This is a genomic window from Pseudarthrobacter sulfonivorans (assembly GCF_031454915.1).
Lineage (GTDB): Bacteria > Actinomycetota > Actinomycetes > Actinomycetales > Micrococcaceae > Arthrobacter > Arthrobacter sulfonivorans_C.
In genome coordinates, this window is record NZ_JAVDRS010000010.1 from 147,679 (window position 1) to 174,660 (window position 26,982).

A 26,982-nucleotide genomic window follows, 5' to 3' on the forward strand; every position below is an offset into this window, starting at 1 on the left:
GGAACTGCTCCCGGTGCGGGCGGTAAAGGTACAGCTGCGTGGCGTGGTGCTACTTGGCGTACTGCGGCAGCCGGGCCGGTTCGCCCGTGGACGGCTTGACGTTGTAGGTGCGCAGTGCCTGGCTCATGACCGAGCGGAACACCGGCCCCTGGGTAATGCCGTAGATATTGCCCTTGGGACGCTGAAGTACCACCTCAACAATAAACCGGGGATCATCCATCGGTGCCATCCCCACAATTGAAGCGGTGTAACCGCAGAATCCTGACTTCCCGTCGTCGCACGGCGATTCAGACGTTCCGGTCTTGGCCCCCACCCGATATCCGTCGATCGCAGCGTCCTTGATCTGGCCCTCGGTCACCGCGCTCTCCAGGATGTCCTGGACCTGCTGCGCAGTGCTGTCGGACACCACCTGCCGCGACGGCTGCGGAGCTACTTTTTCCTCAGTTCCGTCTGCTCCAACATAGGAGTCAATCAGCCGCGGCTGGAGCATCACGCCGTTGTTGGCGATCGTCTGGAAGGCGCGGACCGTCTGCAGGGTGGACTGGGACACGCCCTGGCCGAACAGCACGGTGTACTGCTGGCGGCTGTCCCACTGGTCCGCCGGTGCGAGGATCCCGGAAGCTGTTGCGGGCAGTCCGATGTTCGGCGCCTCCCCAATGCCGAACTTCCGCAGCCAGTCGTAGCGTTGCTGCGGGGTGAGCCGCGAGCCGGCAGCAACAGTACCTGTGTTCATGGACCAGCCCAGGATGCCGGCCAGCGTACGTTCTTCGGTGCCGTGCGTAAAGGCGTCCGTGAAGGTCTGGCCGTCCACGGTGTAAGAGGGTCCCAGCGTGAAGGTATCCAGCGGGCTGGACTTTCCTTCCTCAATCAGTGCCGCGGCCGTAATCATCTTTTGCACGGAGCCTGGTTCATAGGCCGCAGTCACTGAGCGGACGCCCCTGTCCTTGGCGGCCACCCTCCCCGGATCGTTCGGATCCGGGGCATTGGAGTCTGCCATGGCCACGAGGTTCCCGGTCTTGGCGTCCATCACAATAATGACGCCCCATTCGGCACTCTGGTTGTCCGTGGAACTCTGGATGGCCTGCTGGGCGAAGTACTGGAGGTCCGAGTTCAGTGTGAGCCTGACGTTCTTGCCGTCCTCAGGCGGCGTCAGCTCATCCACGCCGACGGGAATCCTCAGGCCGTCGGCACCGATTTCGAAGAGCCGCTTGCCGTCTTTACCGCGAAGCAGCCCATCCTGGGTCTGCTCGATGCCGGCCTGGCCAGTGCTGCCGTCCTGCAGGAAGCCGATGATCCCGCCGGCCACAGACCCATTGGGGTAGACACGTTTGCTGACGCCCTCGGTGACGATGCCTGGGATCTGAAGGTTCGAAACCCTGTCTTCGACGTCCGGCTTAAGATCCTTCGCCACGATGTAATAGCGCTGTTCGCCGGTGACAGCTTCACGAATGGCGTCCTGGCTCATGCCCAGGACCAGCGCCAGTTCTTTTAGCCCCTGCTCCCGGCTGACGTCCACGAGTTTGTCTTTGCCATCGACTTTGGCAAGGCGTTTGAACGTCTCGGTCTTGGTGTTAACAGTCTGATCCACCACCACGTTGTACCGGATCACACTGTTGGCCAGGACTGTGCCGTTGGCGTCCAGGATGCTGCCGCGCTCGGCAGGGAGGGTGGTCTCGCGCATGCGGTAGTCAAGGGCCGCAGCGGCCATCCCACCGACGTCCAGGCCCTGGACCATAAAGAGCTTCCCGCCCACCACCAAAAGCAGTGTCAGCATGATCCCCAGGCCGAGGCGCAGCCGCTTGGTGGCATTGGGCACCTTGCCGCCTTTTGCCTTGCCGGTCCTCTGCGCCACCGTAATTCCCTTGCTGCTCGCCTTGTTGCCTGCTGTGGTGCCCGGCTGGTCGCCCGGCGTTCTTGCCTGACCGGCTGCTTTTCAGCGGAGGTCAGTTACTGCCCGGGAACCTTCTGCTCCGGTGCCGGAACGGAACCGCCGTGAAGCTCAACGGCGGGAACCCGGCGGGCCGGCTTTTCGGCCGGGGCTTCAACAGCCGCAGCCGGCACCCGTGCAGCGGGCTTTTGGGTAGCCGGCTTGCGGTTTACCAGCGGTTCCGATGCCGAGGGCGGCGGAACCACAGTAAGCACCCCTGCGATCGCTGGAGCCGGGATAACAGCGCCAGCGGCGCCACCCTTGACGGCCGGGGTTGCCTTGCCCGTGACGCTAAGGGTGGAAAGGTCGATCTGGCCTTTGACGGTGGAAGCTACCATTCCCAAGTCTCCCGCCTTTGCTGCCAGATTCTGTGGAGCTTCGAAGTTCTGGAGCTGCTGTGTCAGATCCTGGTTCTGCTTGGTCAGCGTGCTCTGCTTGCCCCTCAGTTCCACAAGCTGGTACTGGGAGGTTGACACGGAGATATTAAGGACCAGCACGGCCATGAGCGCTACGGCGAGCAGCGCGAAGCACATCACCACAAATGGCGCGCGGCGCTTCTTGGGTGCAGAGCGCACCACCGACAGGGGTGTGCGCTCCTTGCGGCCCGGGCCGGCAGGATTGGTCCTTGTCGCCGGGGCCGCCGTGATACCGGAAAGGACCGGGAAGTTCTTGGCGGCGGCGGTGCTCATGCTTCTCTCCTGGTTCTGATGCGTTCCACGGCGCGCAGCCTGGCAGAAGCGGCGCGGGGGTTTTCGGCGATTTCGACGGCGGTGGGTACCTCGGTGCCCTTGGTCAGGGTTTTGAGGGGGGCTTTGTGTTCCTCCAGTTCCACCGGAAATCCGAGTGGTGCGGAGGACTTGGAGCCGGCCTGGAAGACAGACTTGACGATCTTGTCCTCGAGGGAGTGGTACGACATCACCACAATGCGCCCGCCCAGCGCGGTTGCTTCCACTGCTGCGGGAACGGCGCGTTCCAGCACCTCAAGTTCCTCGTTGACTTCGATCCGCAGCGCCTGGAAAGTCCGTTTGGCCGGGTGGCCGCCGGATTTGGCGGCAGCCGCCGGAACCACTGAGCGGATCTGTTCCACGAGTTCTCCCGTCGTGGCGAAAGGCTTGACGGCGCGTGCTGCGACGATCCTGTTGGCGATCCGGCCGGCAAATTTTTCCTCGCCCCACTTCCGGATAATCCTGACAAGATCCTCTTCGCTGTAGTTGTTGACCACATCGGCCGCAGTCTGCCCGCGGCTCGTGTCCATCCGCATGTCCAGCGGCGCATCAAAGGAGTAAGCGAAGCCACGCTCGCGCTCGTCCAGTTGAAGGGAGGAAACGCCGAGGTCCATCAGGATGCCGTGGACTTCCTTGACGCCCAGGTCCTCGAGGACGTCGGCGATTTCGTCATAGACGGCATGCACAAGGTCCGTGCGGTCAGCGAAACGGGCCAGCCGTTCCCCGGCCAGCGCCAGAGCTTCCTCATCACGGTCGATACCGATCAGGTGCAGGTCGGGGAACCGTTCCAGCATGGCTTCGGAGTGGCCCCCCATGCCGAGCGTCGCATCAATGGCAATGGGGGTTTCGCCGCGGAGCCGTGCGGCTTCGAATCCTGGCGCCAACAAATTAATGCACCGGTCCTTGAGGACCGGTACATGGCGTTCGGACGTCGGCTTCGGGTGGTCGTTCATGCCTTCGTCCTTTCGTTTGGCGGGTGCGGCGTGGTGCTTCTTAAGCCAGATCCCCATCCGCGCCTATCGTCCTGCCAGCCTGACTCCGGGGAAGTGAGCCAGGTTGACTGTCCGATGGGCGGCTGGAGATCTCGTTCAAGAAGCGGTCTTCTGTGCCGTTCAGGTGATCACAGAATCCCCGGAATGGCGTCGTCGGTCTCAGAGAAAGCAGTTTCCTTCTCCGCCAGGTACTCGTTCCAGGCCTGGGCGTCCCAGATCTCGGCGCGGGTTCCTGCGCCAATTACGGCCAGTTCCCTGCCAAGGCCTGCATACTCCCGGAGCGCAGCCGGTATGGTCACGCGCCCCTGCTTGTCAGGTACCTCGTCCGAGGCTCCAGAGAGAAAGACACGAATGTAGTCACGGGCCTGCTTGGAGGAGATGGGCGCCTCCCGCATTTGCTCGTGGACCCTCGCAAATTCCTGCTCACTGAAGACGTAGATGCAACGCTCCTGGCCCCTTGTGAGAACCAGCCCGGCGGCAAGTTCCTCGCGGAACTTTGCGGGGAGGATAATCCGTCCCTTTTCGTCCAGCCGGGGCGAATGTGTGCCAAGAAACACTGGCCCACCGCCCGTCTGCCGTCAGGAACTGCACATCCCCTAATGTTGCAACTACCCTCTTATGTCCTCCACATTACTCCACTTTCCCCCACAGTCAACGCAAAACAGGCCAGGGTTCCCCCTTTTGAGGATGTATGCCCCGGAATGGCGCGGAATGGCCAGGTGGATGGGAGTGGAGGCCAGGTGGATGCAATCGGGGCACCAAGGATTGCTTCCCGGCAACGGCGTGGATGGCGGGGGCCGGCACGGCAAGGCACGGTGATATTACCGACCGTGAATCGGTGGCGCGCCATCACAGGCCGTCATTCCGCGACAAATGCCGGGTGCCCCGCCGTAGCGGCATGAGCACGGGGGCAAGGGAAGGGGCAGGACGGTTTAGAGCGCCTTAGGGCAGGAGCCTCCTAGGCCGCTACCACCGGAATCTTCCGCGTAAAGAGGACCTTTTCGGTGATCCAGTCCAGCAGGTCCACGGTGAGCCAATACGTGCCGGCTGCCGGCGGGCGCAGCAGCATGTCATAGCGTTCGGCGGCACCGAAATTAATAAGGTCGGACTTCAGGGGTCCGGTGTGTGAAATCGGCCGCGCTGGTCCCGTAGGGCTGGAGGTATCCCGGAATGGCCGGCCGTCGTGCGATATGAGTTCAGCCATGGCGACAGGCATACCTTTTGAGTCAGTGAAGCGGGCGTTCACCGGGAAGTAGTTGGCGTTGAGCAGGCGCAGCAACGTGGGCTTGACCTCGCCTCCCGCCATCCTGGCTCGAAGGCGCGTGAGGAAGATGGGGCCCTCTCTCTTCGGGACCCGCGCCAGTTCTCCACCGAGCAGGTAAAAGTGCCTGGGTTTGAATTTGTCCAGTCCCGCGTCCTCACCGGAAAGCCCCGCGGCGTGGTTGAGTTCGTGCCAGCGGGGATCCACGGAGTACGGGACGAGGATCGACTCGGTGTCGATGTCGTATTCCGGGCCGTCAACGAACGCCCGCCTGGCGCCTTTGGCCACCGGATACCGGGGGTCGGACGCCGGGTCGATGATCAGCGGACCGAACATGCCCATCTGGACGTGCAGCGGGGTGTTGACATGGCAGTGGTAGAAGTATGTGCCGGACGCTCCCCTATTCGGGTCGCCGGGCTCCCCCCGTTCGGGGCGCCACTGATAGGTATAGCTCCCCGAGACCTCGAAGGAGGTGTGGCCGACGCCGTCGTTGCGTGGATCCGGCTCTATTCCATGCCAGTGGATGGTGTGGACCTTCTTGCTCGGGCGGACGGTTCCGTGGAACACCTGGCCCTCCGTGATGCGGATCAGGGGTGCCGGAAAGATCCGGCCGGACCTCTCGGTCTCGAACGTCCACATCTCGAATTCACCGCCGTCGTCGAATTTCATTTCGCGGTTTAAGAACTTGAACTCAAGCGCAACATCAGGCTTCTTCCGGAATTCCGTTTCTGGGCGTCCCTCGTGCATTTGGTGGGAGCTGAAATCGACCTGGCTGCGGTATAGCTCGTGCTCCGCCTCATTGGCTTCGCCCGGCGCCGCAACTGTCCAGTGGCCCACCAGCCCGCCGGGATACATGCCGCCCCTCGCTACCTGGGAGGGTTCGGCGTGGCAGTGCATGGGGTAGTGCCAGTCCTCTTTCCGGGCATTCCACACCTCGTCTATTACCTCCGGTGGCCGCCGAAGCGGCAGCATGGAGTCCTTGCGGTCCAGGGGGTGCATCTCGACGACGTCCTCCCACTGCTGCAGCACCACATGACCGTCAGCGTCGACCCTTCCCCCGTTACGCGGAAACATCTTCCCGTTCCGGTTGACGGTCCAAAGGTGGTTTCCGTGAAAGTGGAGCTGGTGGTGGACGACGCCGGCGTTGAGGAAGCGCATGAGCTGGCCGGTCCTCACAGTGCCCTTAGCAGCGCTCAGGCTGAAATCACGGACGTCGACCTGCCGGGCCGAACCCGACATCAGGGTGTCCTCCTCACGCATGCGGTTCAGCTCTTCGTCCGTTGACGCGGCCAGCGATTGGAAGCCGCTGCGGCCGTTCAGCGTGAAATACCGTGGAAGCACCGGAGTCTTATCGGGATCCACGGTTCCGTTACGCGACGCGATGCCGGCCCATACCGGGTCAACGTTGTGCAGCATCCACAGCCACTGGCGCTCGAATTCCGGACCATCGGGCATGGGCACCCACGGCGATTCCGGATCGATGACCAGAAGTGCCCCGTACAGGCCCAGGACGCGCTGGACCGGGTCTACGGTCGGGTCGGCAGGATAGGCTCCGGGATCGCAGTAAAGGTAGGTGCCTGCCGCCGGGGCCGGAAATTCCACGTATCCAGTTTGGCCGGGTTTGATGGCGCCTGAACTGACGTGGCCGTAGTCCGCACCGGCGTTGAGGAACTGGAGTTCGTGGTCCTGGGCCAAGTGGTTGGTGACGCGGATGCTGATGGTGCTGCCGGTTTCGGCAATCAGTGTCCGGTCCGGGAAGAAGCTGGCCCAATATTTCTGGCGAACCAGGAATTCACCGGGGTTGGCATCGTCCTTGGCGGCAGGTTCAGGGCGACCGAATGGGGGAACTGCTGCGTTCAGCGGGTAGGTGCGGCTTGCCTCGATCCGGCCGTCGCGCAGGAAAACCCGGGGGTATACCGTCAGGCTCGGCTTTGGGTCATTCACCATCGTCCACCGGTCACCGAATCCCCGGTGGTAGATACGGGAGCCGTCCACCATGGGCAGGTATCCGTCGTTGATGTGGAGTTCGAGGGGGCTCATGACTTCACCTGGCTGACAGTTAGGGGAGGAAGGGTGAGTGTGGCCGTGCCGTCGTGTTCCGGTTCCGAGTACTCCAATTCCATCGCGGCCGCATCATGTGGTGCCAGGTAGCTGATCCACAGATGCTCAGCAGCCCCGGGATCGACGGCACGCATGCCGCGGTCGAAGTCCAGGGGGGTGACTGTGGTCGCGGATGGGAGCAGCCTGAGTCGCAGTTGGCCAGGGCTGAAGAGGACTGCTTCCTGGCTCGAGTTGTGGAGTCCAACCTCAAGGAGGATGACGTCGCCCCATGTCAGGTTTAGGGGCTGCGGCCAGTCGGGATCCTCCGGCGGTGCGCTGTCATGCCCGTGGGAACTCGAGGGGAGAACCGCTTGGTTTGCGGCCCGATGGAAACCGCCCGCGCCGGCCGTGGTGGCGCCCAGGGCAACGGCTTCGGGACCGGTGAGCAGGGCGGCTGCGCTCTCAAGTGACCGGAAGGCCGGACGGCCCGCCGCGTTCAGCCGGGCCAGCCGGCCTGCCCGGGTGACGGACAGGACGCCAAAGGCGGTGTCCAGTTGCGTCGCCGGCCGTGGAACGCTGCGGGCGACGGCCCCGTACGCGGCGCCGGCCACCATCAGGATGGCTCCGCCCCCCATGATGAGTCCGAACTGGCGGCGGCTCAGGACAGGGCCGGAGATCAGGGATGGGCGTGAATCCATGGAACGTGCCTCCACTTGGTTGGCAATAACGCCCAATGATGCTTCCGGGTCCCTGTAGAAAACTTGCAGGGTTGGAAGCCAACCTTGTAGTGGACGCCCTGGTGGCTCCGTGAGATTAAACGCAGAAGACCCGCCGGGGCGGGTCTTCTGCAGCGGTCCCACTCTGCAGGAAGACCTGCACGGGGAGCGAAGTGGAGTGCGAAAGGGGAGAAAAAGGACGGCGATCAGTACGGCGGGCAGTTCAGCACGAAGAACCGTGCAATCAGCGGAGGCAAAGCCTCATGATTGGTCGCGGCGACGCTCGTCCCAGCGTTCCTCCAGGCTGGACATAAATGAACTCCGGGGCTTTCCGGACTTTCCTGTGCCTGAAGCGGAGCCTGGCTTAGCACCGGCAGCGTTGCGCATTGTGGCGAAGTAGACTCCCCCGCCCATCACAACAAAGCCCAGGACTCCCACAAAGATGTTCTGGAGCGTGACGCCAACCAGAAGCAGGAAGATCCCCGCAAGCGCGCACAGCACACCAATCACCACATGGCGGGTGGACCAGGTGCGTCCCGGATCCGACCCCATGGAATTTGCGAACTTCGGATCGTCCTCGTGCAGCTGCTTCTCCAACTGCTCGAGCAGCTTCTGTTCGTGCTCCGAGAGCGGCATCACGACCTCCTTAAGTAGGCCAACGTCCGGGCTGGTCCCATCCCGTACTCCTGCTCCAATAACGACCGGCATGTCCGGGAGGTTCCCGCCCCGCCGACAACGGCAGAATGCGAACACCGGTATGAGGCTGATTGGAACGGCAGCATGTCCAAGAAGTCCGGCAGTAACTGAAAACTATGTACATATAAGGATAGTTTGTCGGGGGCCGTTCTGAAAGACGGCCGTCACCGGCCGGAGCCGCCGCCGGCATTCGGACCGGACTGCCTGTCAATGCCCTTTTCCGGGATCCAGGAGACTGGCAGGGAGTACGGATTTGTTGCCGAACTTCCGGCTGACCTGGTCCAGCACCTGCTCCGCCGCCCGCCAGTTGTCATCCCGGCGGTCGAGGCTCAGCTGCAGGGAAGTTTGGGCGGCCTCCTCAAGCTGTTCAGCCCGGATGCCCACCAGCCGGACAGCCATGGGACGCGTGCCCACTGATTCCAGGAGCTGGAGCACCACCGCATGGATCAGCTGGGCGCTGTCCACGGGCGTATGGACTGTACGGCTCCGGGTAATGGTGGAAAAGTCGGCGTAGCGCAGCTTCAACGCAACTGTCCGCGCCACCATCCCTGAAGCCCGCAACCTCCCGGCAGTGCGATGGGAGAGCCGCAGCAGCTCCCTGCTGATGAGCGAGTGGTCGCCGGTATCCACTGCGAAGGTCTCTTCGGCCCCGATGCTCTTCTCCAGCCTGACCGGGGTTACTGCCCGCGGGTCGATCCCCCAGGAAAGCCGGTAGACATGCTCACCGGTGGCCCCGAGCACCTTTTTGAGGGACGTTACGGGCGTGGCCGCCACATCCGCCACGGTCCTGATGCCCATCCGGGCCAGGACATCCGCAGTCTTGGCACCAATTCCCCACAGCGCACCAACGGGCAGGCTGTGCAGGTAAGGCACCGTCTCGTCGGGACCAATCAGCAACAGCCCGTCCGGCTTGCAGCGGGTGGAAGCAATTTTCGCGACGAATTTGCTCGCCGCAATGCCCACCGACGCTGTGATGCCCAACTCGGCAGCGACGCGACGGCGGATCAGTTCACCGATTTCGCGCGGGGTGCCCAAGCGCCGGATCGCGCCGCTGACATCCAGAAAGGCTTCGTCGACACTCAGCGGCTCCACGAGTTCAGTGATGGACTGGAAAATTTCCATCAGCTGTGCAGAAACTTCGTAGTAGAGCTTATGGCGGGGTTCAATAATGGTGGCCTTAGGGCACATCCTGGCCGCAACCACCATGGGCATGGCGGACTTAACCCCGAAGGCACGGGCTTCATACGATGCCGAAAGGACTACTGAACGGTCCGCGGGGAATCCTACAATGACAGGTTTTCCGCGAAGTTCCGGACGCGTGCGAAGTTCTACGGAGACAAAAAAGGCGTCCATATCCACGTGCATAATGCAGTTGCGTCGAAGCTCCCGAAGACCCGCTTCGGTGTACTGGTTGCTCCGGTCTGGCCCCACAAGGGAAATTCTATCGGTTGGTACTGACTAAACTGGAGGCTGAGCCCGGCATCAACCCCAGGAGGAAAGTCCCTGTGACGGTCACGAGAAGTCTTAAGCCAACAGGATTAGCGGCACTGGCCGCCGGCGCAATGCTGGCACTTGCTGCCTGCAGCCCCGCGGCGCCCGGAGTGACCACATCGCCTGAAGACACATCATCACCCACATCGGGCCCCTCCAGCGTCACCGCTTCGGCAAGCCCCACGGCATCACCGGGAACGTCGGCCACAGTGGGCCAAATTGTGGAGGGTTTTCCGGAAAAGCTGATACCGGTGATGCCCGGCGCTACCGTGATCTCCAGCAGTTTCGACAAGACCTCCCAGCCCTCCACGGTGGCACTGGTGGCCAGCCTCAAAGCCCCCGCAGCCGCCGTCGTGGACTTCTACACAAAGCACCTCAAGGGGCTGGGATTCAAAGCCGTACCGGGCGACGCGGTCGGGGCCGTGGCGTCCAAGGATTTTGTCCGGAACGACAACGAGACAGTCAACGTCGCGATAGTCGAAGCGGCCGGCGTTTCCACCTTCACCATCGGCGCCAACGTGGCAGTTGAGTCAGCCAAGTGACGGTTTCGGAGCAGCTGAGGCTTGAACAGGCCGCCTTCGTAGCCGCTGTTGCCGGTGAACTCACCGACTTCCTCACCACGCGGCAAGCCCTGGTGGCAGCAATTTCCCCTGACATCGAACCCCTGATGGGCTCGATCTCCAATCTGGTGACCGGCGGCAAGAGGCTCCGGGCCCTCATGTGCTACTGGGGGTGGCGGGGCGCCGGCGGTGACCCTGACGCCGGGCAGATCGTCACGGCAGGATCGGCGCTGGAATTGTTCCAGGCCGCCGCCCTTATCCACGACGACATCATCGACCGTTCAGACACCCGGCGGGGTGGGCCAAGTGTCCACCGCCGCTTCAGTCAACTGCACGACGCGCAGGGCTGGGCACTGGACAGCGAACGGTTTGGACATGCGGCCGCCATCCTGACCGGCGACATGTGCCTGTCCTTCAGCGAAGAGGCGTTCACCGAGATCGGCGGGCAGGCGGCATCAGGAAGCCGGGCGCGGCTGATCTTCAATCTCATGCGCACCGAAGTGATGGCCGGGCAGTACCTGGACATCCTGGAGGAAGTAGCCGGCCCTGTCCGGGACCGCGCAGGAGCGGTGACCCGCGCCCAGTCGATCATCAGGTTTAAGTCCGCGAAGTATTCCACCGAGCACCCCTTGGCACTTGGCGGTGCACTCGCCGGGGCCTCTGATGAACTCCTCCGGGGATACTCGGCCTTTGCCTTGCCCCTGGGCGAGGCGTTTCAACTGCGCGACGACGTCCTCGGAGTCTTTGGCGACCCCGTCACCACCGGCAAACCGGCCGGGGACGATCTCCGCGAAGGCAAGAGGACTGTCCTTATTGCATTGGCACTCGAACAGTCATCGGCCGAAGAATCAGCGTTCATTGACGCCAAGCTCGGCAGCCCGGACCTGGGTGACGGAGACGTGGCCGAGATCCGCCGGATCATTGAAGAGTCCGGGGCGCTTCAGGCAACCGAACTGCTGATCGGCGAATTCGGCACGGCCGCCTACGACGCCTTGGAACTGTTGCCGCTCGACGAATTGCCAAAAACCGCGCTGCGGCGGCTGGCTGAAGCGACTGTCAGCCGAGCCGCCTAAGTTCAGCCCTACCAGGCCAGGGTCTGAGCCCTGCGCCTGATTTCGGTTTTGCGGCCTTCCCGCAACGCATCAATCGGCCTGCCGCGGAGCGAGTCGTCGGCGGTGAACAGCCAGACGATCAGGTCCTCGTCGGAGTAGCCAGCGTCAGCCAGGACCACGATGGTGCCCCGCAGGCTGTCGACAACCTGGCCGTCCTGGATGAAAGCCGCCGGAACGGACCGTATGCGCCGCTCGCCGACCCGCAGCGCCGCCAGGGCGCGTTCATCAATAAGGCTGTGCACTTTCGTAATCGAAACGTCCAACAACTGCGCGACATCAGGCAGGGGCAGCCACTCGCCCACAAGGCTTTCTACGTTACTCACGGATCAAGGTTGCCACGGCCGGAGCCCTGCCGCCTAGTCCGCTTTCACAGGCGCCCCTCAAAAGAGGTGACACACCATAAATCCGTCGCTGCCGGAAAATGCCAAGTTCTTGTGCTAGGGCCAAATTCATGAGAGATTCACATAGATCTCATTTGTAACAGTAATAACTCAAGCCACACTAGTATCAATAGTCACAATGCATTACACCGTCCCCGGCAGTTATAGAAGAGGATTCCATTCATGACGATGTCCCGCTTGCCAAAGCAGACCCCTCGCCCGAGTCTGCCCATGATTGCTGTCACCACGGCGGCACTTCCTGCGGTTGTCTTGTCATCCTTGGCCCTCGCCCAACCCGCCGCTGCACAGGCACCCACCCGCCCTCTCCCCGCGACACTTGCCGCCGCCATGAAGGCCCAGGCGGCCGAAGGCGCATCAGCCCTTATCCCGGCGGCCTTGGTTTCGACAACGATTCCGGCAGCTTTCCAGCCCGCACAGCGTTCAGTCCCAGCCGCATACACGATCGCCCGGGGCGATACCATCAGCGCCATTGCCCGGAAGTTTGGACTCAGCACGAGCGGAGTCCTCAAGCTCAATAACCTTCGGACGAACACGATCATTTACCCCGGCCAGAGGATCAAGCTGTCCGGTTCGGCTTCGTCCCCTGCGGCGGCTCCGGCCAGGGCAGCCGCGGCCCCGGCTGCGCTGGCCAATTCCGGAGGGACCTACACGGTGAAGCCCGGCGATACACTCGGCGCGATCGCGGCCCGGCACAATGCCAGACTGACGGACATCTTCAGCTGGAACGGCCTGAACGCGCGCTCCGTCATCTACCCGGGCCAAAAGGTAAAGGTCGGCGCCAGCAGGACAACGGCCCCGAAGCCTGCGTCCGCTGCGGCTGCCCCTGCTCCGAGCGGCTCATACACAATTAAGGCCGGCGATACCCTGTCCGGCATCGCTTCCAGGCACGGAGTCAAACTCTCGAAAGTCCTGGCCGCCAACCGGCTGAGCGTCACCAGCGTCATCTACCCGGGCAACAAGCTGGTCATTCCCGGCGCTTCGGTCCAGCCAGCCTCTTCCACTCCGGCTGCCAACGTGACACCGCTTGTGCCGAGCTCATTCCTTGGTTTCACCTACCCCAAAGCCGTAGTCAGCTCCGCCAACCAGAACAAGGCATTGCTGAACGCCTCCCCCGTACCGTCCCGCGACCAGATGCGCACCATTGTGGCCGACACAGCACGTGCCATGGGAGTAAAGCCGTCCCTGGCCCTCGCCTTCGCATACCAGGAATCAGGCTTTGACCAGCGCGCTGTCTCGCCCGCCAACGCCATCGGAACCATGCAGGTCATTCCGACCTCCGGCGAGTGGGCCTCGGACCTCGTAGGGCGGAAGCTGAACCTGCTGGATCCCTACGACAACGTCACCGCCGGCGTGGCCATCATCAAGCGGCTCATTGACACCAGCAAGAACCTGGACTCGGCCATCGCCGGGTACTACCAGGGCCAGTACTCCGTCAGTAAGTACGGCATGTACGACGACACCAAGGTGTACGTTGCAGCCATCAAGGCGCACCAGAAAAACTTTGGCTGACCTGCCAGCACGCGACGCCCCAGGAGCGTGCTGAAACCGACACCAAAAATAACGATCAGGGTCCGGACCGCAAATCGGTTCGGACCCTTTTCATTGCGGGATTAGGATCGTAAGGTGCAGGAACACGTGTCTGACCGTCTCGTTGGAACGCTGGTGGATAACCGCTACGCGGTCCGCTCCAAACTCGCGCGCGGCGGCATGTCCACCGTTTATCTGGCAACGGATCTGCGCCTGGAGCGGGATGTAGCCCTCAAAGTCCTCCATCCCCATCTGGCAACTGACGAGACCTTCCTGGGCAAGCTGGGCCAAGAGGCGAAAGCCGCCGCGAAACTTTCCCATCCGCACGTTGTGGGCGTTCTGGACCAGGGCAACGATGGCGGGACGGCCTACCTGGTGATGGAGTTCATCAAGGGCCATACCCTCCGTGACGTCATCAGGTCCAAGGGTGCGCTGCCTCCCCGCCTGGCGCTGGCCCTGATTGATCCTGTAGTGGAGGGCCTCGGCGAGGCCCATGCCGCCGGACTGATCCATCGTGACGTCAAACCGGAAAACGTGCTGATCGCCGACGATGGCCGCATCAAGATTGGCGACTTTGGCCTGGCCCGCGCCGTCACCACGTCCACCAGCACGGGAACACTGATCGGCACCGTGGGCTACCTCTCCCCCGAGCTTGTGCTGGGAAAGCCCGCTGACGCCCGCAGCGACATTTACTCGGTGGGGATCATGCTGTACGAGATGCTGACCGGCCAGCAGCCGTACGACGGCGAGGTCCCCATCCAGGTCGCCTACAAGCACGCCCACGAAACAGTGGGTCCGCCGTCGGCCCTGGTGCCTGGGCTTGCCGCCGAGATGGATGAACTCGTCCAATGGTGCACCGCCAGCGATCCCGAAAACCGGCCCGTGGACGGCCATGCCCTGCTGCAGGAACTCCGCCATATCCGCACTAACCTCACGAATGCCGAGCTGGACCTCCGGCCTCCGGCTGCGGTCCCCGCCGGGCAGCAGAATGCCACCGAGATCATCGCACGGACGAACAATCCCACCGCCGCGTTGTCGGCCTTCCCCCGGCCGCAGCCCCCGCAACCGTCGCGCGAGCCGCACTCCCCTTACGCGCCGCATGCCCTGTATCCGCCGGATGACCCTCCGGACACGCAGTACATTCCGTACGCGCAGGATAACCGGAACCAACCCGCCCCACTCAGCAAGCGTGCGCAGCGCAAACATGACCGGGATGACGAGAAGGCACGGTCGCGGGCGGCAGCGACCCCGGTCAGGAGCCTGCGCGAAGGCAACCCGCGGCGTCGCGGAGTGCTGTGGGCCGTGGTCCTCATCATCATCGCTTTGCTTGCCACCGGGGCCGGCTGGTTCTTCGGCATGGGACCGGGTTCAGCAGCCACCATTCCGGTGGTCGCCAACAAGTCGGTGGCGCAGGCGCAACAGTTGCTGAGCGACGCGGGCTTTCAGTCACGGACCAACGACGTGTTCGACGACGACGTCCCCTCGGGACTGGTGGTGGGTTCAGAACCGGCGGCCGGGACTGAGATCAGGAAGTTCCAGCCAGTGGCACTGTTTGTCTCCAAAGGTCCCCAGCTGTTCGAACTGCCCACCCTGACGGGCGGAACGCTGGAGGAAGCCAAGAATGCCCTGAACCAGGCTGAAATGGCCTTGGGTAAAGTCACGGAACAATTCGATGACGCAGTTGCCGCCGGCGTTGTCCTCGCCCAGGATCCGGCCTCCGGCACTCCCACCCGGCACGGAACCCCCGTGAATCTGCTGGTCTCCAAAGGCCCGCAGCCGATTCCCGTGCCGTCCGTTGTGGGCATGGAGGAGGACGACGCCGTTGACGCCATCGAGGCGGCCGGCCTAAAGGCTGACGTCCTCAAGGACGAGGTCAACGATCCCAAGGTGCCCAGGGGTTCGGTAGCCGCGCAGTCGCCGGCCACCGGAAACCTGACGAAGGGTGGAACCGTGACGCTGACCATCTCCGACGGGCCCAAACTGGTCAACGTGCCCAGCTTCATCGGCAAGCAGGCCGCGGAAGCCCGCAAGGGACTGGAAGCCCTAGGGTTCAAGGTTGAAGTCAACAACGTCCTGGGCGGCTTCTTCGGCACGGTCCGGGATCAGGACCCTGTGGACGAGGAAGTCCCGGAAGGATCCGTCATCACCATCACGGTGGTGTAACCGGCGGCCTGCCGGCTACACCACCGCGGTGGTCAGGTGATCAGTGCTTGGCCAGTGCGCCGGCTACAAGGAACGCCATCTCAAGGGACTGCATGTGGTTCAGGCGCGGGTCGCAGACCGACTCGTACTTGTCCAGGAAAGCTTCCTGGTCCACGGGATCGGCACCGCCGAGGCATTCAGCGACGTCGTCACCGGTCATCTCCACATGCAGGCCGCCGGGGACGGTGCCCAAGGCGTGGTGCACTTCGAAGAACCCGCGCACTTCGTCAATGACGTCGTCGAAATTGCGCGTCTTGTAGCCGTTGGGCGACGTGACGGTGTTGCCGTGCATGGGATCCGTGACCCAGAGGACCTGGGCGCCGGAAGCGGTGACCTTCTCGACGACGGCGGGGAGCTTCTCGCGGATGTTTCCCGCACCCATGCGCGTGATGAATGTCAGGCGGCCGGGTTCGCGTTCCGGGTCCAGTTTGTCGATGAGGCGCAGTGCGTCGTCACCGGTCGTGGACGGGCCGAGCTTCACGCCGATCGGGTTGCGGACCCGGGAGAGGAAATCGATGTGGGCGTGGTCAAGCTCGCGGGTACGCTCCCCGATCCACAGGAAGTGCGCGGAGGTGTCGTAGGGGAAGCCCGTGCGGGAGTCGATGCGCGTCAGTGCCCGCTCGTAATCCAGCAGCAGGGCTTCGTGGCTCGCGAAGAATTCAACACGCTTGAGCGCTTCGAAGTCGGCGCCGCAGGAGGCCATGAACTTGATGGCGCGGTCAATGTCACGAGCCAGCGACTCGTAGCGCGCGTGGGCAGGATTTTCCGTGAAGCCCTTGTTCCACTGGTGCACCGAGCGCAGGTCCGCGAACCCGCCCTGAGTGAAGGCCCTGATGAGGTTCAGGGTGGAGGCTGAGGTGTGGTACGCCCTGAGCATCCGGCCAGCGTCGTGGCCACGGGATTCAGGGGTGAACTCGTACCCGTTGACGATGTCGCCACGGTACGCCGGAAGGGTCACGCCGTTGCGGGTTTCGTCATTGGACGAGCGGGGCTTGGCGAACTGGCCCGCCATCCGGCCCATCTTGATAACGGGCATCGCGGCACCGTAGGTGAGCACCACGGCCATCTGGAGGATGGTCTTGACGCGGGCACTGATCTTGTCCGCGGTGGCGGCTTCGAACGTCTCGGCACAGTCGCCGCCCTGGAGCAGGAACGCCTTGCCCTGGGCCGCAGCTGCCAACCGCTCACGCAGGACGTCTACTTCGCCGGCAAAGACGAGCGGCGGGAGCACAGAGAGTTCGCGGACCGAGGCGTCGAAAACGTCCTTGTCCTGCCAGCTCGGCTGCTGGGAAACAGGAAGATCCCGCCAGTCATCAAGGCCAGGATAATTGGCTGCTCCGCTCTGGGCGGTGCTGGACGGCGAAAAGGCAGGTTTTGCAGATAGCTCAGTCACTATCTAAGACTAATGCGCGTTGGAGGCTTCGGGACACCTGACCGTCACGCGTCCGGAGAGCCGCGTCACAGTCAGCCTGCGGCCGGGTCCTTGCGGTCAGTTTCGGTGGTTCCGGCACCGGCGAGCCGGAGTTTTACCACGGCGGCGTATTCGTCCACATACTCCTGGCCGGAGAGGCGCATGAGTTCGAACATGATTTCGTCAGTGACTTTCCGCTGCACTGCCCGGTCCTCGGCCTGGTCAGCGTACTGGCTGAAGTCCAGCGGAGCACCAAAAATCATGCCGATCCGGCGGATATTCGGCAGCCGTTTGCCGATGGGCTGAACTTTGTCGGTACCGATCATCGCCACCGGAATCACCGGGACCCCGGCCTGCAGCGCCAGCTTGGCCACGCCCACTTTGCCGCGGTAGAGACGGGCGTCCGGGCTGCGGGTCCCTTCCGGGTAGATCCCCAGCAGGCCGCCGCTGGTCAGGACATCCATTCCGGCATTCAGTGAAACCGCCGACGCCGCCCCGCCGGACCTGTCCATGGGCAATTGGTTGGTGAGCCTGAAGAACATGGCCGTCAGCCGGCCTTTGACACCGGTGCCTGTGAAGTACTCGGACTTGGCAAGGAAAACGACCGGCCTGGGAACCATCAGCGGCATGAAGATTGAATCGGAGAACGACAGGTGGTTCGAGGCGATGATGGCCGCGCCCTCCGCCGGAATGTTGTCCAGGCCCTTGACCCAGGGGCGGAAAAGCAGCCGCAGCACCGGCCCGAGGAAGATCCTTTTCATGACCCAATAGAACACGTCTCGAACCCCTCCGGAAGCCTGCCGGCTGGCCCTTTGTTGGGTCAGGCCAGCAATTCAATGCAACCCTACTCTAGTGAGATTTGTCCCGAACAGTGACACGATGGTGTCATGACAGAAAGCAGCACTCCGCCCCGGCCTGCCGCTTTCAGCTACCCCGGCCACGGTCCCAACGCCAGGACCGGGATTGCCATCTGCCACGGCTTTACCGGCAGCCCCCTCAGCGTCCTGCCCTGGGCAGAAGACCTCGCCGCCCGAGGATTTGCCGTATCCGTGCCCCTCCTTCCCGGCCATGGGACGGACTGGCGGCAGCTCGCACGTTCGAACTGGCGCGAGTGGTACGGCACCTTCGAAGCGGCGTACCAGGACCTTGACGCCCGCACAGACCGCTGTTTTGTAGCCGGGCTGTCGATGGGTGGTGCCATCGCGCTGCTGACGGCCGCCCGGCATCCGGTGGCAGGGGTTTCCGTGGTGAACCCCGGGCTTAGCTTCTACGACCGCCGTGTCCGCGTCATTGGCGTACTGAAGTATTTCCAGCGCACCACGCTGCCCATCCAGGAGGAACAGCCGACGGCGGCGGTCACCGAAGACGGCGACTACTCACGGACGCCGCTGGCAGCGGTGCATGAGCTTAAGAAGCTGTTCGGCGCAGCCGTCCGCGGGCTGCACAAGATAGAGGCCCCGGTGCAGGTCTTCAAGTCGCGCGCCGATGCCGTGGTGCCGCCCACCTCGCTTTCGGCCCTCCGGCACCGGCTGGGTCCGCGGCTGGTGGAGGTGGTGGATCTTCACAACAGCGGCCATGTGGCCACCCTGGATGTTGACGCGCCGGAAATTTTCGCCCGTTCCAGTCAGTTCTTCCTCGATCACTCAGCCCGTTTGGCAAGTCCAACCAGCACGGCAAACGCCCCGCATCGCACCTCGGAGATTTTATGACCGGCCTTCCGGACCACAGCCCTTTCAGCAGCACCGCCACCGGTAACGGCACCCGGATCGGGGTGGTCCTCTCCCACGGGTTCACGGGCAGCCCCCACGGGCTGCGCGCCTGGGCACAGTCGCTCGCGGACGAAGGTTTCGCCGTACGGATGCCGCTGCTTCCGGGCCACGGCACCAGTTGGCAGGAGCTCGCCCGGACGCGCTGGACGCAGTGGCATGGAGCGCTGGACGACGCTTTCCTGGAGCTCGATGCCCAGTGTGACCATGTCTTCGCCGCGGGATTGAGCATGGGCGGCGCACTGGCACTGAGGATCGCGGCAACCAGGCCAGTCAGTGGCGTGATCCTGGTGAACCCCGGATTGGTCATCGATGATCCCCGCGCACCGCTGGCCGGCATCCTCAAACTTGTCCTCAAGAGCACCCCAGCCATAGCCAACGACATCCTCAAACCGGGCATGGATGAAGGCGCCTATCCGCGGACTCCTGTAGCGGCTGCCCACGAATTGAACAAGATGTTCAAGGACACCATCAGGCTGCTCCCCCGCGTCACGGCACCGGTCCGCGTTTTCCGATCGACGGTGGACCATGTGGTCTCAGACTCCAGCATCATGGCTCTGCGCCGTGGCCTGACCCATGCCCCGTTGACCCTGTCATCCCTCGAGAACAGCTACCACGTGGCCACACTGGATCACGACGCCGAGGAAATCTTCCGCGGATCCGCGGACTTCATCCGGACGGTGCTGGCGGACACGGCAGCAGCCCACCTTCAGGAGGGCCGCCCATGACCAGGCCCGACTCCGGCTCGCCGGACCAGAGCGCAAACCAGGACGATGCGGTCTGGCTCGACCTTGTGGCCCGGCTGGAGGGGAAGTCCCCCGACGGGAGCAGCACCGAGGACGGCGACCCTGCTCCCGCCGCCCCTGACAGTCCCGATAGTTCCGGCAATCCCGCCAAAGACGGAGCAGGCCCTGACACCACGGGCCCGGACGCGACCACGGACGCACCCGCCGACACGCCCGGACGGTCCGCGACTTTCCGCGACTTTGACCCCCTGGGCCTGGCTGGCCGGGCCCCCATGGAGTTGTCTGCGGCCGACCGGCTGGCGGCCGCCCCCGGACCGCCCGGTGGCGGCCCGTCCCGCTCCGGTGACGATGCCGGCGCCGGGCACTACCCCCGGGACGGCGGGAGCGCCGGGCCGCGCGACTATGACGTGCAGGACGACGGCGGCGACTTCGTTCCGGAAGAACCGCCAAGCCTGTCCGGAACTGATCCGCTGACCATGCTCGCCTGGCTTGGCGCAGTGGGTGCGCCGTTGGCTCTGCTCCTGTCCGTCATGTTCTGGCGGTCAGCGCCGCTGTTGGCGATATTGGGCATGGTGACAGCGTTCATCCTGGCGGTGGTCTACCTGATCATGAAGCTGCCCCAGGAAAAAGACGAGAACGACGACGGCGCCCGCGTCTGAGCTGCCTGCCCTCACCCCAGTGACGGGCAACTGGCAGCTTCCACATTGACGCGAGCGTTTAGCTGCGCACGCGGCTGCTCACCCGGGACAAATCCGCGGCTCCGATGAGCCCTGCGTTGGGTCCGAGCGCTGCCAGCTCGATGCCGGCCGCCGGGCGGAAGCCACGGCCCGTCAGGTTCCTGGCGAACGCCTTGCGGGCCGGCTCCACCAGCAGGTCTCCCGCAGAACAGAGTCCGCCGCCAATCACAAAGAGCCCCGGGTCCAGCGAGGCTGCCAGGTTCGCCAACCCAAGGCCCAGCCACTCGCCCACTTCGTCCAGGAGTTCGCGGCACGCCGCGTCGCCGGCCAGGGCCAGCTCAGTGACTATCGCCCCGGTGATCAGGTCCGTGCTGCCGCCAACGGACGCCAGCAGCTCCTGGGCCACCGGCGAATTGGCCGCCGCCAGGATCCTCGCCTCGCGCCCCAATGCATTGCCGGAGGCGTACTGCTCCCAGCAGCCCCGGTTGCCGCACTCACAGCGGTGTCCGCCCGGCATGATGATCTGGTGGCCAAATTCGCCGGCGACGCCAAACCGGCCGCGCTCCACGCGGCCATCCATCACCATCGCACCGCCGATGCCGGTGCCGAGGGTGATGCACACCATCCTGTCCTCACCTTGCCCCGCACCATAGCGCCATTCCGCCCAGGCTGCGGCGTCGGCGTCGTTCGTCAGCAGGATGGGCCGGCGCAGGAGGCGCTGCAGGTTGGCCCGCAAAGGCTCATTGCGCCACGCGAGGTGCGGACTGAAAAGCACCGTTCCGCCGTCCAGGTCCATCCACCCGGCCGCCCCGATGCCCACTGACCGGATCCGGTAGCTGGCGCCAAGCTCGTCAACGAGTTCTACGATGACCTGCTCCACGGCCCGCGGGTCACTGCCGGGAGTGGACCGGCGCGATTCACTGAGGATCCTGCCGTCAGCGTCCACTACACCGGCCGCCACCTTCGTGCCGCCGATGTCGATCCCGATCGCGAGGCCCTTGCGTCCAAGCCGCAGATGCTCGCGGAACCGTTGTCCCCGCCACGGCTGCGTCCGCGCAGGCCGGGGCCGCCGCCGCCACGGCACTGGACGCGTGGGCGGGCCGGCCTGCTCGCCGGGGGACGTTGCATACATAGTGCCCCATTCTAGGCGCGCTCCGGCCACGGTTCCGGAAGCCTGGCCCGGTGCGTTTCGGACACCCGTTGACTCCAATGTTACTGGCCAGTAGGTTTAATGCAGCACGGCCACGTGGCAGGCGTATTAGTCTTTAGGCATACCCTGTGCGGGTCTATGGATATCAAAGGAGCTATAGTGCGCGAATTCAGTGTTCCGCCGCTGGTTGTTGTCCCACCGGAAACCAACATCACCGATCTTGTGCTGCGGCAGGCCGCCAAGCCCAGCAACCCGGCGCTGTTCTCGCGGCTGAATTCCGCTGGCGCCTGGCAGGACGTCTCCGCGAAGGACTTCCTGGCCGACGTCTCCGCGCTTGCCAAGGGCCTGATCGCAAGCGGCGTGGGTGCAGGCGACCGGGTTGGCATTATGTCGCGCACGCGCTACGAATGGGCGCTCATTGACTTCGCCATCTGGTTTGCCGGCGCTGTTTCGGTGCCCATCTACGAGACCTCCTCCCCGTCGCAGGTTGCCTGGAACCTGGGCGACTCGGGCGCCGTCGCCGCCTTCGGCGAAGCCGCCCACCACGAGGACATCATCCGGCAGGCGGCCACCTCCGAGGGACTTACCGCCCTGCAGCACGTCTGGCAGCTCGAAGGCGCCGGGCTGGACGCGGTCCGCGAAGCCGGGCGGGACGTCAGCGACGCCGACCTTGAGGCCCGCCGCAGTGCCGCCAACCTGGACGACATCGCCACCATCATCTACACGTCAGGAACCACGGGCCGGCCCAAGGGCTGCGAGCTGACCCACGGGAACTTCGTTGAGCTCTCCGACAACGCCCTGGCCATCATCGGCGAGATTGTGCACGAGAACGCCAAGACCATCATGTTCCTGCCGCTGGCGCACGTGTTCGCGCGCTTCATCTCCGTTCTGGCCATGGCCGCCGGAACCACCGTGGCGCATACCCCGGACATCAAGAACCTGCTTGCCGACCTGCAGAGCTACGAGCCCACGTTTATCCTGGCTGTTCCGCGGGTCTTCGAGAAGGTCTACAACTCGGCGCTGACAAAGGCCGAGGACGGCGGCAAGGGCCCCATCTTCCACCGGGCCGCGGATACCGCTATCGCCTTCTCCAAGGCCAGGCAGGCAGGGCACGTTGGCCTCGGCCTGAAGCTCCGCCATGCACTGTTCGACAAGCTGGTCTATGGCAAGCTACGTGCCGCCATGGGCGGGCATGTTGCCCACGCCGTGTCCGGCGGCGGGCCACTGGGAGAGCGACTGGGCCACTTCTTCCAGGGCATCGGCCTGCAAGTGCTCGAGGGCTACGGCCTGACCGAGACTACCGCCCCAATCTCCGTCAACACGCCCTCGCTGATCAAGATCGGCTCCGTGGGGAAGCCCCTGCCTGGCAACTCGGTGAAGATTGCCGAGGACGGCGAGATCCTGGCCAAGGGCGTCTGCGTCATGCGCGGCTACTACCAGCGCGATGACCTGATGGCGGATACGTTTGCCGATGACTGGTTCCGCACCGGCGACATCGGACGGCTCGATGACGACGGCTTCCTGTGGATCACCGGCCGCAAGAAGGAAATCATTGTCACGGCCGGCGGCAAGAACGTGATCCCCGCCCTCCTGGAAGACCAGATCCGGGCGGATGCGCTGGTTTCCCAGGTCCTGGTGGTGGGCGACAACCGGCCGTTCATCGGCGCACTGGTGACCCTGGACCAGGAAGCCCTGCCGGGCTGGCTCCAGCGCCACGGCCTGCCGAACACCACCACGCTGGATGAGGCGGTGGAGAATCCCGTGGTCAAGGCAGCCGTGCAGGACCTCATCACGCAGGCCAACGCCTCGGTGTCGCAGGCGGAGGCCATCAAGTCATTCCGGATCGTCGCTTCGGACTTCACGGAGGCGTCCGGCCACCTGACGCCGTCCATGAAGGTGAAGCGGGCCCAGGTGATGAAGGACTTCGAGACAGTCATCGAGGAAATGTACGGCGCGCCGCGCAGCTAGCGGATATCCGTCCCAAGCAAACAACAACGCGGGGTCACTTACCGCCCATGGGAGAGTCCCCATTGGGCGGGAAGTGACCCCGCGTTGCTTTAAGTGGCTACTCGACGACGAGGAGTAGGTCCCCGCCCTGGACCTGCTCCACTGCTGAAATGGCGAGGCGTGAGACTGTGCCTGCCACCGGCGTCGTGATGGACGCTTCCATCTTCATCGCTTCGATGGTGGCCACGGTGTCTCCCGCATTGACCGTATCGCCGGCCTTGACCGTCACAGTGACAGCGCCGGCGAACGGCGCGGCGACGTGGCCCTGCTGGGCCGGATCCGCCTTCTCGGCAGCCTTGACGTTGCTCACCACGGAACGGTCACGGACAACGACGGGGCGGGACTGTCCGTTCAGCGTGCACATCACCGTGCGCATGCCCTTTTCGTCGGGCTCGGACACGGCCTCCAGCGAGGCAATCAGCCGGACGCCCTTTTCGAGCTGGATCTCGTGCTCGGCGCCACGCTGAAGACCATAGAGGTAGTCGCGGGTGTCGAGTACGGAGATGTTGCCGTAGGTCTCCACGCTCTTGAGGTAATCCTTGGTGGGACCCTCGAAGAGAAGCCGGTTGAGGGTACCCTGCCGGGTCTTGGAATCGCTCTTGAGCGCGGCGCTGTCCTCGGGGCTGAGGTCAACGTCGCGGACCTTGATGCTGCGGCCCTGGAGTGCCTTTGTGCGGAACGGCTCCGGCCAGCCTCCGGGCGGGTCGCCGAGTTCGCCGGACAGGAACCCGATGACGGAGTCGGGGATGTCGTAGTTCTGCGGGTTCTCGTTGAAGTCCGCGGGATCAGCGTTGAGTCCCACCAGGTGCAGGGCGAGGTCGCCCACTACCTTCGAGGACGGCGTGACCTTCACCAGGCGGCCCAGGATACGGTCCGCGGCGGTGTACATGTCCTCGATCGCCTCGAAGCGCTCCCCCAGTCCCAGCGCCATGGCCTGCTGGCGCAGGTTGGAGAGCTGGCCGCCAGGGATTTCGTGCTTGTAGACCCGGCCTGTGGGGCCCGGCAGTCCTGATTCGAACGGCGCGTAGACGCGGCGCACGGCCTCCCAGTACGGCTCCAGTGAGCTGACTGCGTCCAGGTTCAGGCCGGTGTCCCGCGGAGTGTGGGCAAGCGCCGCCACAAGGGCGGAGGCTGAGACCTGGCTGGTGGTGCCGGCCAGCGATGCGGATGCAACGTCCACGGCGTCGACGCCGGCGTCAACTGCCGCGAGCAGGGTGGCCAGCTGGCCGCCGGCGGTGTCGTGGGTGTGGAGGTGGACCGGGAGGTCGAAGCGTTCACGGAGGGCGGCAACCAGCTTGGCGGCCGCCGCCGGGCGGAGCAGCCCGGCCATGTCCTTGATGGCCAGGATGTGGGCGCCGGCGTCGACAATCCGCTGGGCCAGTTCCAGGTAGTAGTCCAGCGTGTAGAGCTTCTCATCGGGGTTCAGCATGTCCCCGGTGTAGCAGAGGGCTACTTCCGCCACTGCCGTGCCGGTGGCACGGACGGCGCGGATGGCGGGGGCCATCTGGTTCACGTCGTTCAGGGCATCGAAGATGCGGAAGATGTCGATGCCGGTGGCCGCAGCCTCGTTGACGAAAGCCTCGGTCACCTCTTCCGGGTACGGCGTGTAGCCAACGGTGTTCCGGCCGCGCAGCAGCATCTGCAGGCAGACGTTAGGCAGCGCCTTCCGCAAGGCAGCAAGGCGGTCCCACGGATCCTCGCCGAGGAAACGCAGGGCCACGTCATAGGTGGCGCCGCCCCAGGCTTCGACGGACAGGAGTTCCGGCAACAGCGCGGTAACGGCTGGACCGGCCGCCACGAGGTCGCGGGTGCGGACCCGGGTGGCAAGGAGCGACTGGTGGGCGTCGCGGAAAGTGGTGTCGGTGACAGCAACAGCCGTCTGTTCGCGCAGGGCCTTCGCGAAGCCTTCCGGGCCGAGCTCCTGGAGGCGCTGGCGGGAGCCGGGAAGTGGCGTCTGATCGCCCACGGCAGGCAGCTTGGCCGCCGGATCCGACTGCACCTTAAGCTCGCCGTTGGGCTTGTTGACCGTCACTTCGGCCAGCCATGTGAGGAGCTTGGTGCCTCGGTCAGCAGAAACCCGGGCCTTCAGGAGCTGCGGACGCTCATCGATGAAGTTCGTGGCCACATTGCCGGCAATAAAGTCGGCATCGTCCAGCACGGCCTGCAGGAAGGAAATGTTGGTGGACACGCCGCGGATGCGGAATTCCGCGAGGGCGCGGCGTGCACGGGCTACGGCAGCCGGGTAGTCACGCCCGCGGCAGCTCAGCTTCACCAGCATGGAGTCGAAGTGCGGGCTGATTTCGGCACCCGAGTACACGGTGCCGCCGTCGAGCCGTACACCGGCGCCGCCGGCGGAACGGTAGCCGGTGATCTTTCCGACGTCGGGACGGAACCCGTTGGCAGGATCCTCGGTGGTGATGCGGCACTGCAGCGCAGCGCCCTTGAGCTGGACCGTCTCCTGGGAGAGGCCAAGGTCCGCGAGGGTTTCGCCGGAGGCGATCCGGAGTTGTGCCTGCACCAGGTCAACGTCGGTCACTTCCTCGGTGACGGTGTGCTCCACCTGGATGCGCGGGTTCATCTCGATGAAAACGTGCTGGCCGGCGCGTTCGCCGACGGTGTCCACCAGGAACTCGACCGTTCCGGCGTTGACGTAGTTCAGGGCCTTGGCGAACTTCACGGCGTCGCGGTAGAGGGCCTGGCGGATTCCTTCATCCAGGTTGGGCGCCGGCGCGATTTCGATGACCTTCTGGTGGCGGCGCTGGATGGAGCAGTCACGCTCGAACAGGTGAATGACGTTACCCTCGGCGTCCGCCAGGATCTGCACCTCGATGTGACGCGGGCGAAGGACTGCCTGCTCCAGGAACATGGTGGGGTCACCAAAGGCCGCATCGGCCTCGCGCATCGCCGCCTGCAGCGCCTCAGGAAGGGCCTCACGGGTGTCGACGCGGCGCATGCCACGTCCGCCACCGCCGGCGACGGCCTTGGCAAAGATGGGGAAGCCGATCTCGTCAGCGGCAGCGATGAGCTCATCCAGGTCCTTGGACGGCTCGCTCGACTTCAGGACAGGGACGCCTGCATCACGTGCAGCCTTGAGCGCTGCCACCTTGTTTCCGGCCAGCTCAAGCACTTCAGCCGGCGGGCCCACAAAGGTGATGCCCGCTTCCTGGGCGGCGCGGGCAAGGTCCGGGTTTTCGGAGAGGAACCCGTAGCCTGGGTAGATGGCGTCCGCACCGGATTCCTTGGCGACGCGCACCACCTCTGCAACGTCAAGGTAGGCCCGCACGGGGTGCCCCTCTTCGCCGATCAGATACGCCTCATCAGCCTTCTGGCGGTGGATCGAGTTTCGGTCCTCGTTGGGAAAGACAGCAACGGTCTTGGCGCCCAGCTCGTAGCTGGCGCGGAAGGCCCGGATCGCGATTTCGCCGCGGTTGGCCACCAGAATTTTGGAAAACATACTTCTCCTGCATCATTGCGGGTGTATCGATAGGTGGTCACAGTGTCTAAGACCTGTGCACACAAATACAAATTATTGTGTCCACAGTCACAGAAACCCCTGTCATGTCCCGCATGCCCCG

General features: G+C 64.3%; 21 protein-coding genes. 8 read left to right on the forward strand and 13 right to left on the reverse strand.

The features are described from left to right. Positions 1-49 precede the first annotated feature (49 nt). From J2808_RS19610 to dinB, 8 genes are all read right to left on the reverse strand, one after another. Positions 50-1,852 (reverse strand): peptidoglycan D,D-transpeptidase FtsI family protein, encoded by a 1,803-nt coding sequence (locus tag J2808_RS19610; RefSeq protein WP_309819999.1) that lies wholly within the window; start codon positions 1,850-1,852, stop codon positions 50-52. Between the two features lie 95 nt (positions 1,853-1,947). After that, on the reverse strand, positions 1,948-2,616 hold the full coding sequence (gene ftsL, locus J2808_RS19615) for a cell division protein FtsL (protein WP_309820001.1): 669 nt from the start codon (positions 2,614-2,616) through the stop codon (positions 1,948-1,950). After that, complete coding sequence (gene rsmH / locus J2808_RS19620) at positions 2,613-3,605, reverse strand: 16S rRNA (cytosine(1402)-N(4))-methyltransferase RsmH (RefSeq protein ID WP_309820109.1); 993 nt, start codon at positions 3,603-3,605, stop codon at positions 2,613-2,615. Before rsmH ends, ftsL begins: the two co-directional genes overlap by 4 nt. A gap of 167 nt (positions 3,606-3,772) precedes the next feature. Further along, the gene (mraZ, locus tag J2808_RS19625) at positions 3,773-4,201 is read right to left on the reverse strand and encodes a division/cell wall cluster transcriptional repressor MraZ (protein WP_190988940.1); all 429 of its coding nucleotides are present in this window, start codon (positions 4,199-4,201) and stop codon (positions 3,773-3,775) included. Positions 4,202-4,602: 401 nt separating this feature from the next. Beyond that, a complete protein-coding gene (locus J2808_RS19630) occupies positions 4,603-6,945 on the reverse strand; it encodes a multicopper oxidase domain-containing protein (RefSeq protein WP_309820003.1) in 2,343 nt (780 codons plus the stop codon). After that, positions 6,942-7,643: a hypothetical protein gene (locus tag J2808_RS19635; RefSeq protein ID WP_309820006.1), complete on the reverse strand. Its 702-nt coding sequence runs from the start codon at positions 7,641-7,643 to the stop codon at positions 6,942-6,944. Before J2808_RS19635 ends, J2808_RS19630 begins: the two co-directional genes overlap by 4 nt. Positions 7,644-7,922: 279 nt before the next feature. Beyond that, a complete protein-coding gene (locus J2808_RS19640; RefSeq protein ID WP_309820008.1) occupies positions 7,923-8,297 on the reverse strand; it encodes a DUF3040 domain-containing protein in 375 nt (124 codons plus the stop codon). A 267-nt stretch (positions 8,298-8,564) separates the two neighbouring features. Further along, positions 8,565-9,788 (reverse strand): DNA polymerase IV, encoded by a 1,224-nt coding sequence (gene dinB, locus J2808_RS19645; RefSeq protein ID WP_309820010.1) that lies wholly within the window; start codon positions 9,786-9,788, stop codon positions 8,565-8,567. A gap of 74 nt (positions 9,789-9,862) precedes the next feature. Between dinB and J2808_RS19650 the strand changes: the two genes are divergently transcribed. Then, the gene (locus J2808_RS19650) at positions 9,863-10,390 is read left to right on the forward strand and encodes a hypothetical protein (RefSeq protein WP_309820013.1); all 528 of its coding nucleotides are present in this window, start codon (positions 9,863-9,865) and stop codon (positions 10,388-10,390) included. Then, on the forward strand, positions 10,387-11,481 hold the full coding sequence (locus J2808_RS19655) for a polyprenyl synthetase family protein (protein ID WP_309820016.1): 1,095 nt from the start codon (positions 10,387-10,389) through the stop codon (positions 11,479-11,481). The genes J2808_RS19650 and J2808_RS19655 overlap by 4 nt, the downstream gene beginning before the upstream one ends. 8 nt (positions 11,482-11,489) lie before the next feature. Here the strand turns inward: J2808_RS19655 and J2808_RS19660 are convergent, their stop codons facing one another. Then, positions 11,490-11,843, reverse strand: a complete 354-nt coding sequence (locus tag J2808_RS19660) for an Rv2175c family DNA-binding protein (protein ID WP_190988944.1) — start codon at positions 11,841-11,843, stop codon at positions 11,490-11,492. Between the two features lie 240 nt (positions 11,844-12,083). Between J2808_RS19660 and J2808_RS19665 the strand changes: the two genes are divergently transcribed. Together J2808_RS19665 and pknB are read left to right on the forward strand one after the other, a co-directional pair. Next, positions 12,084-13,430, forward strand: a complete 1,347-nt coding sequence (locus tag J2808_RS19665; RefSeq protein ID WP_309820020.1) for a LysM peptidoglycan-binding domain-containing protein — start codon at positions 12,084-12,086, stop codon at positions 13,428-13,430. A gap of 114 nt (positions 13,431-13,544) precedes the next feature. Beyond that, a complete protein-coding gene (gene pknB / locus J2808_RS19670) occupies positions 13,545-15,611 on the forward strand; it encodes a Stk1 family PASTA domain-containing Ser/Thr kinase (RefSeq protein WP_309820022.1) in 2,067 nt (688 codons plus the stop codon). Positions 15,612-15,651: 40 nt separating this feature from the next. Here the strand turns inward: pknB and J2808_RS19675 are convergent, their stop codons facing one another. Together J2808_RS19675 and J2808_RS19680 are read right to left on the reverse strand one after the other, a co-directional pair. Then, positions 15,652-17,043, reverse strand: a complete 1,392-nt coding sequence (locus J2808_RS19675) for a class II 3-deoxy-7-phosphoheptulonate synthase (RefSeq protein WP_309820024.1) — start codon at positions 17,041-17,043, stop codon at positions 15,652-15,654. Positions 17,044-17,114: 71 nt separating this feature from the next. Next, entirely contained in the window at positions 17,115-17,837 is a 723-nt protein-coding gene (locus tag J2808_RS19680; protein WP_309820026.1) for a lysophospholipid acyltransferase family protein, read from the reverse strand. A 111-nt stretch (positions 17,838-17,948) separates the two neighbouring features. Here J2808_RS19680 and J2808_RS19685 point away from each other — a divergent pair, with 111 nt between their 5' ends. The 3 genes from J2808_RS19685 to J2808_RS19695 are packed head-to-tail and all read left to right on the forward strand — an operon-like array spanning position 17,949 to position 20,232. Then, positions 17,949-18,770 (forward strand): alpha/beta hydrolase, encoded by an 822-nt coding sequence (locus J2808_RS19685; RefSeq protein ID WP_309820027.1) that lies wholly within the window; start codon positions 17,949-17,951, stop codon positions 18,768-18,770. Then, entirely contained in the window at positions 18,767-19,555 is a 789-nt protein-coding gene (locus tag J2808_RS19690; RefSeq protein ID WP_309820029.1) for an alpha/beta hydrolase, read from the forward strand. The genes J2808_RS19685 and J2808_RS19690 overlap by 4 nt, the downstream gene beginning before the upstream one ends. Beyond that, entirely contained in the window at positions 19,552-20,232 is a 681-nt protein-coding gene (locus J2808_RS19695; protein WP_309820031.1) for a hypothetical protein, read from the forward strand. Before J2808_RS19690 ends, J2808_RS19695 begins: the two co-directional genes overlap by 4 nt. Before the next feature lie 58 nt (positions 20,233-20,290). Here J2808_RS19695 and J2808_RS19700 read toward each other — a convergent pair whose 3' ends face one another. Continuing rightward, positions 20,291-21,382 carry an ROK family glucokinase gene (locus J2808_RS19700; RefSeq protein ID WP_309820033.1) on the reverse strand — a complete coding sequence of 364 codons (1,092 nt, stop codon included), beginning with the start codon at positions 21,380-21,382 and terminating at the stop codon, positions 20,291-20,293. A 177-nt stretch (positions 21,383-21,559) separates the two neighbouring features. Here J2808_RS19700 and J2808_RS19705 point away from each other — a divergent pair, with 177 nt between their 5' ends. Beyond that, positions 21,560-23,368, forward strand: a complete 1,809-nt coding sequence (locus J2808_RS19705) for an AMP-dependent synthetase/ligase (RefSeq protein ID WP_309820035.1) — start codon at positions 21,560-21,562, stop codon at positions 23,366-23,368. Positions 23,369-23,465: 97 nt separating this feature from the next. Here the strand turns inward: J2808_RS19705 and J2808_RS19710 are convergent, their stop codons facing one another. Then, positions 23,466-26,861, reverse strand: coding sequence for a pyruvate carboxylase (locus J2808_RS19710; protein ID WP_309820037.1), 3,396 nt, complete (start codon positions 26,859-26,861; stop codon positions 23,466-23,468). Between the last annotated feature and the right edge of the window lie 121 nt (positions 26,862-26,982).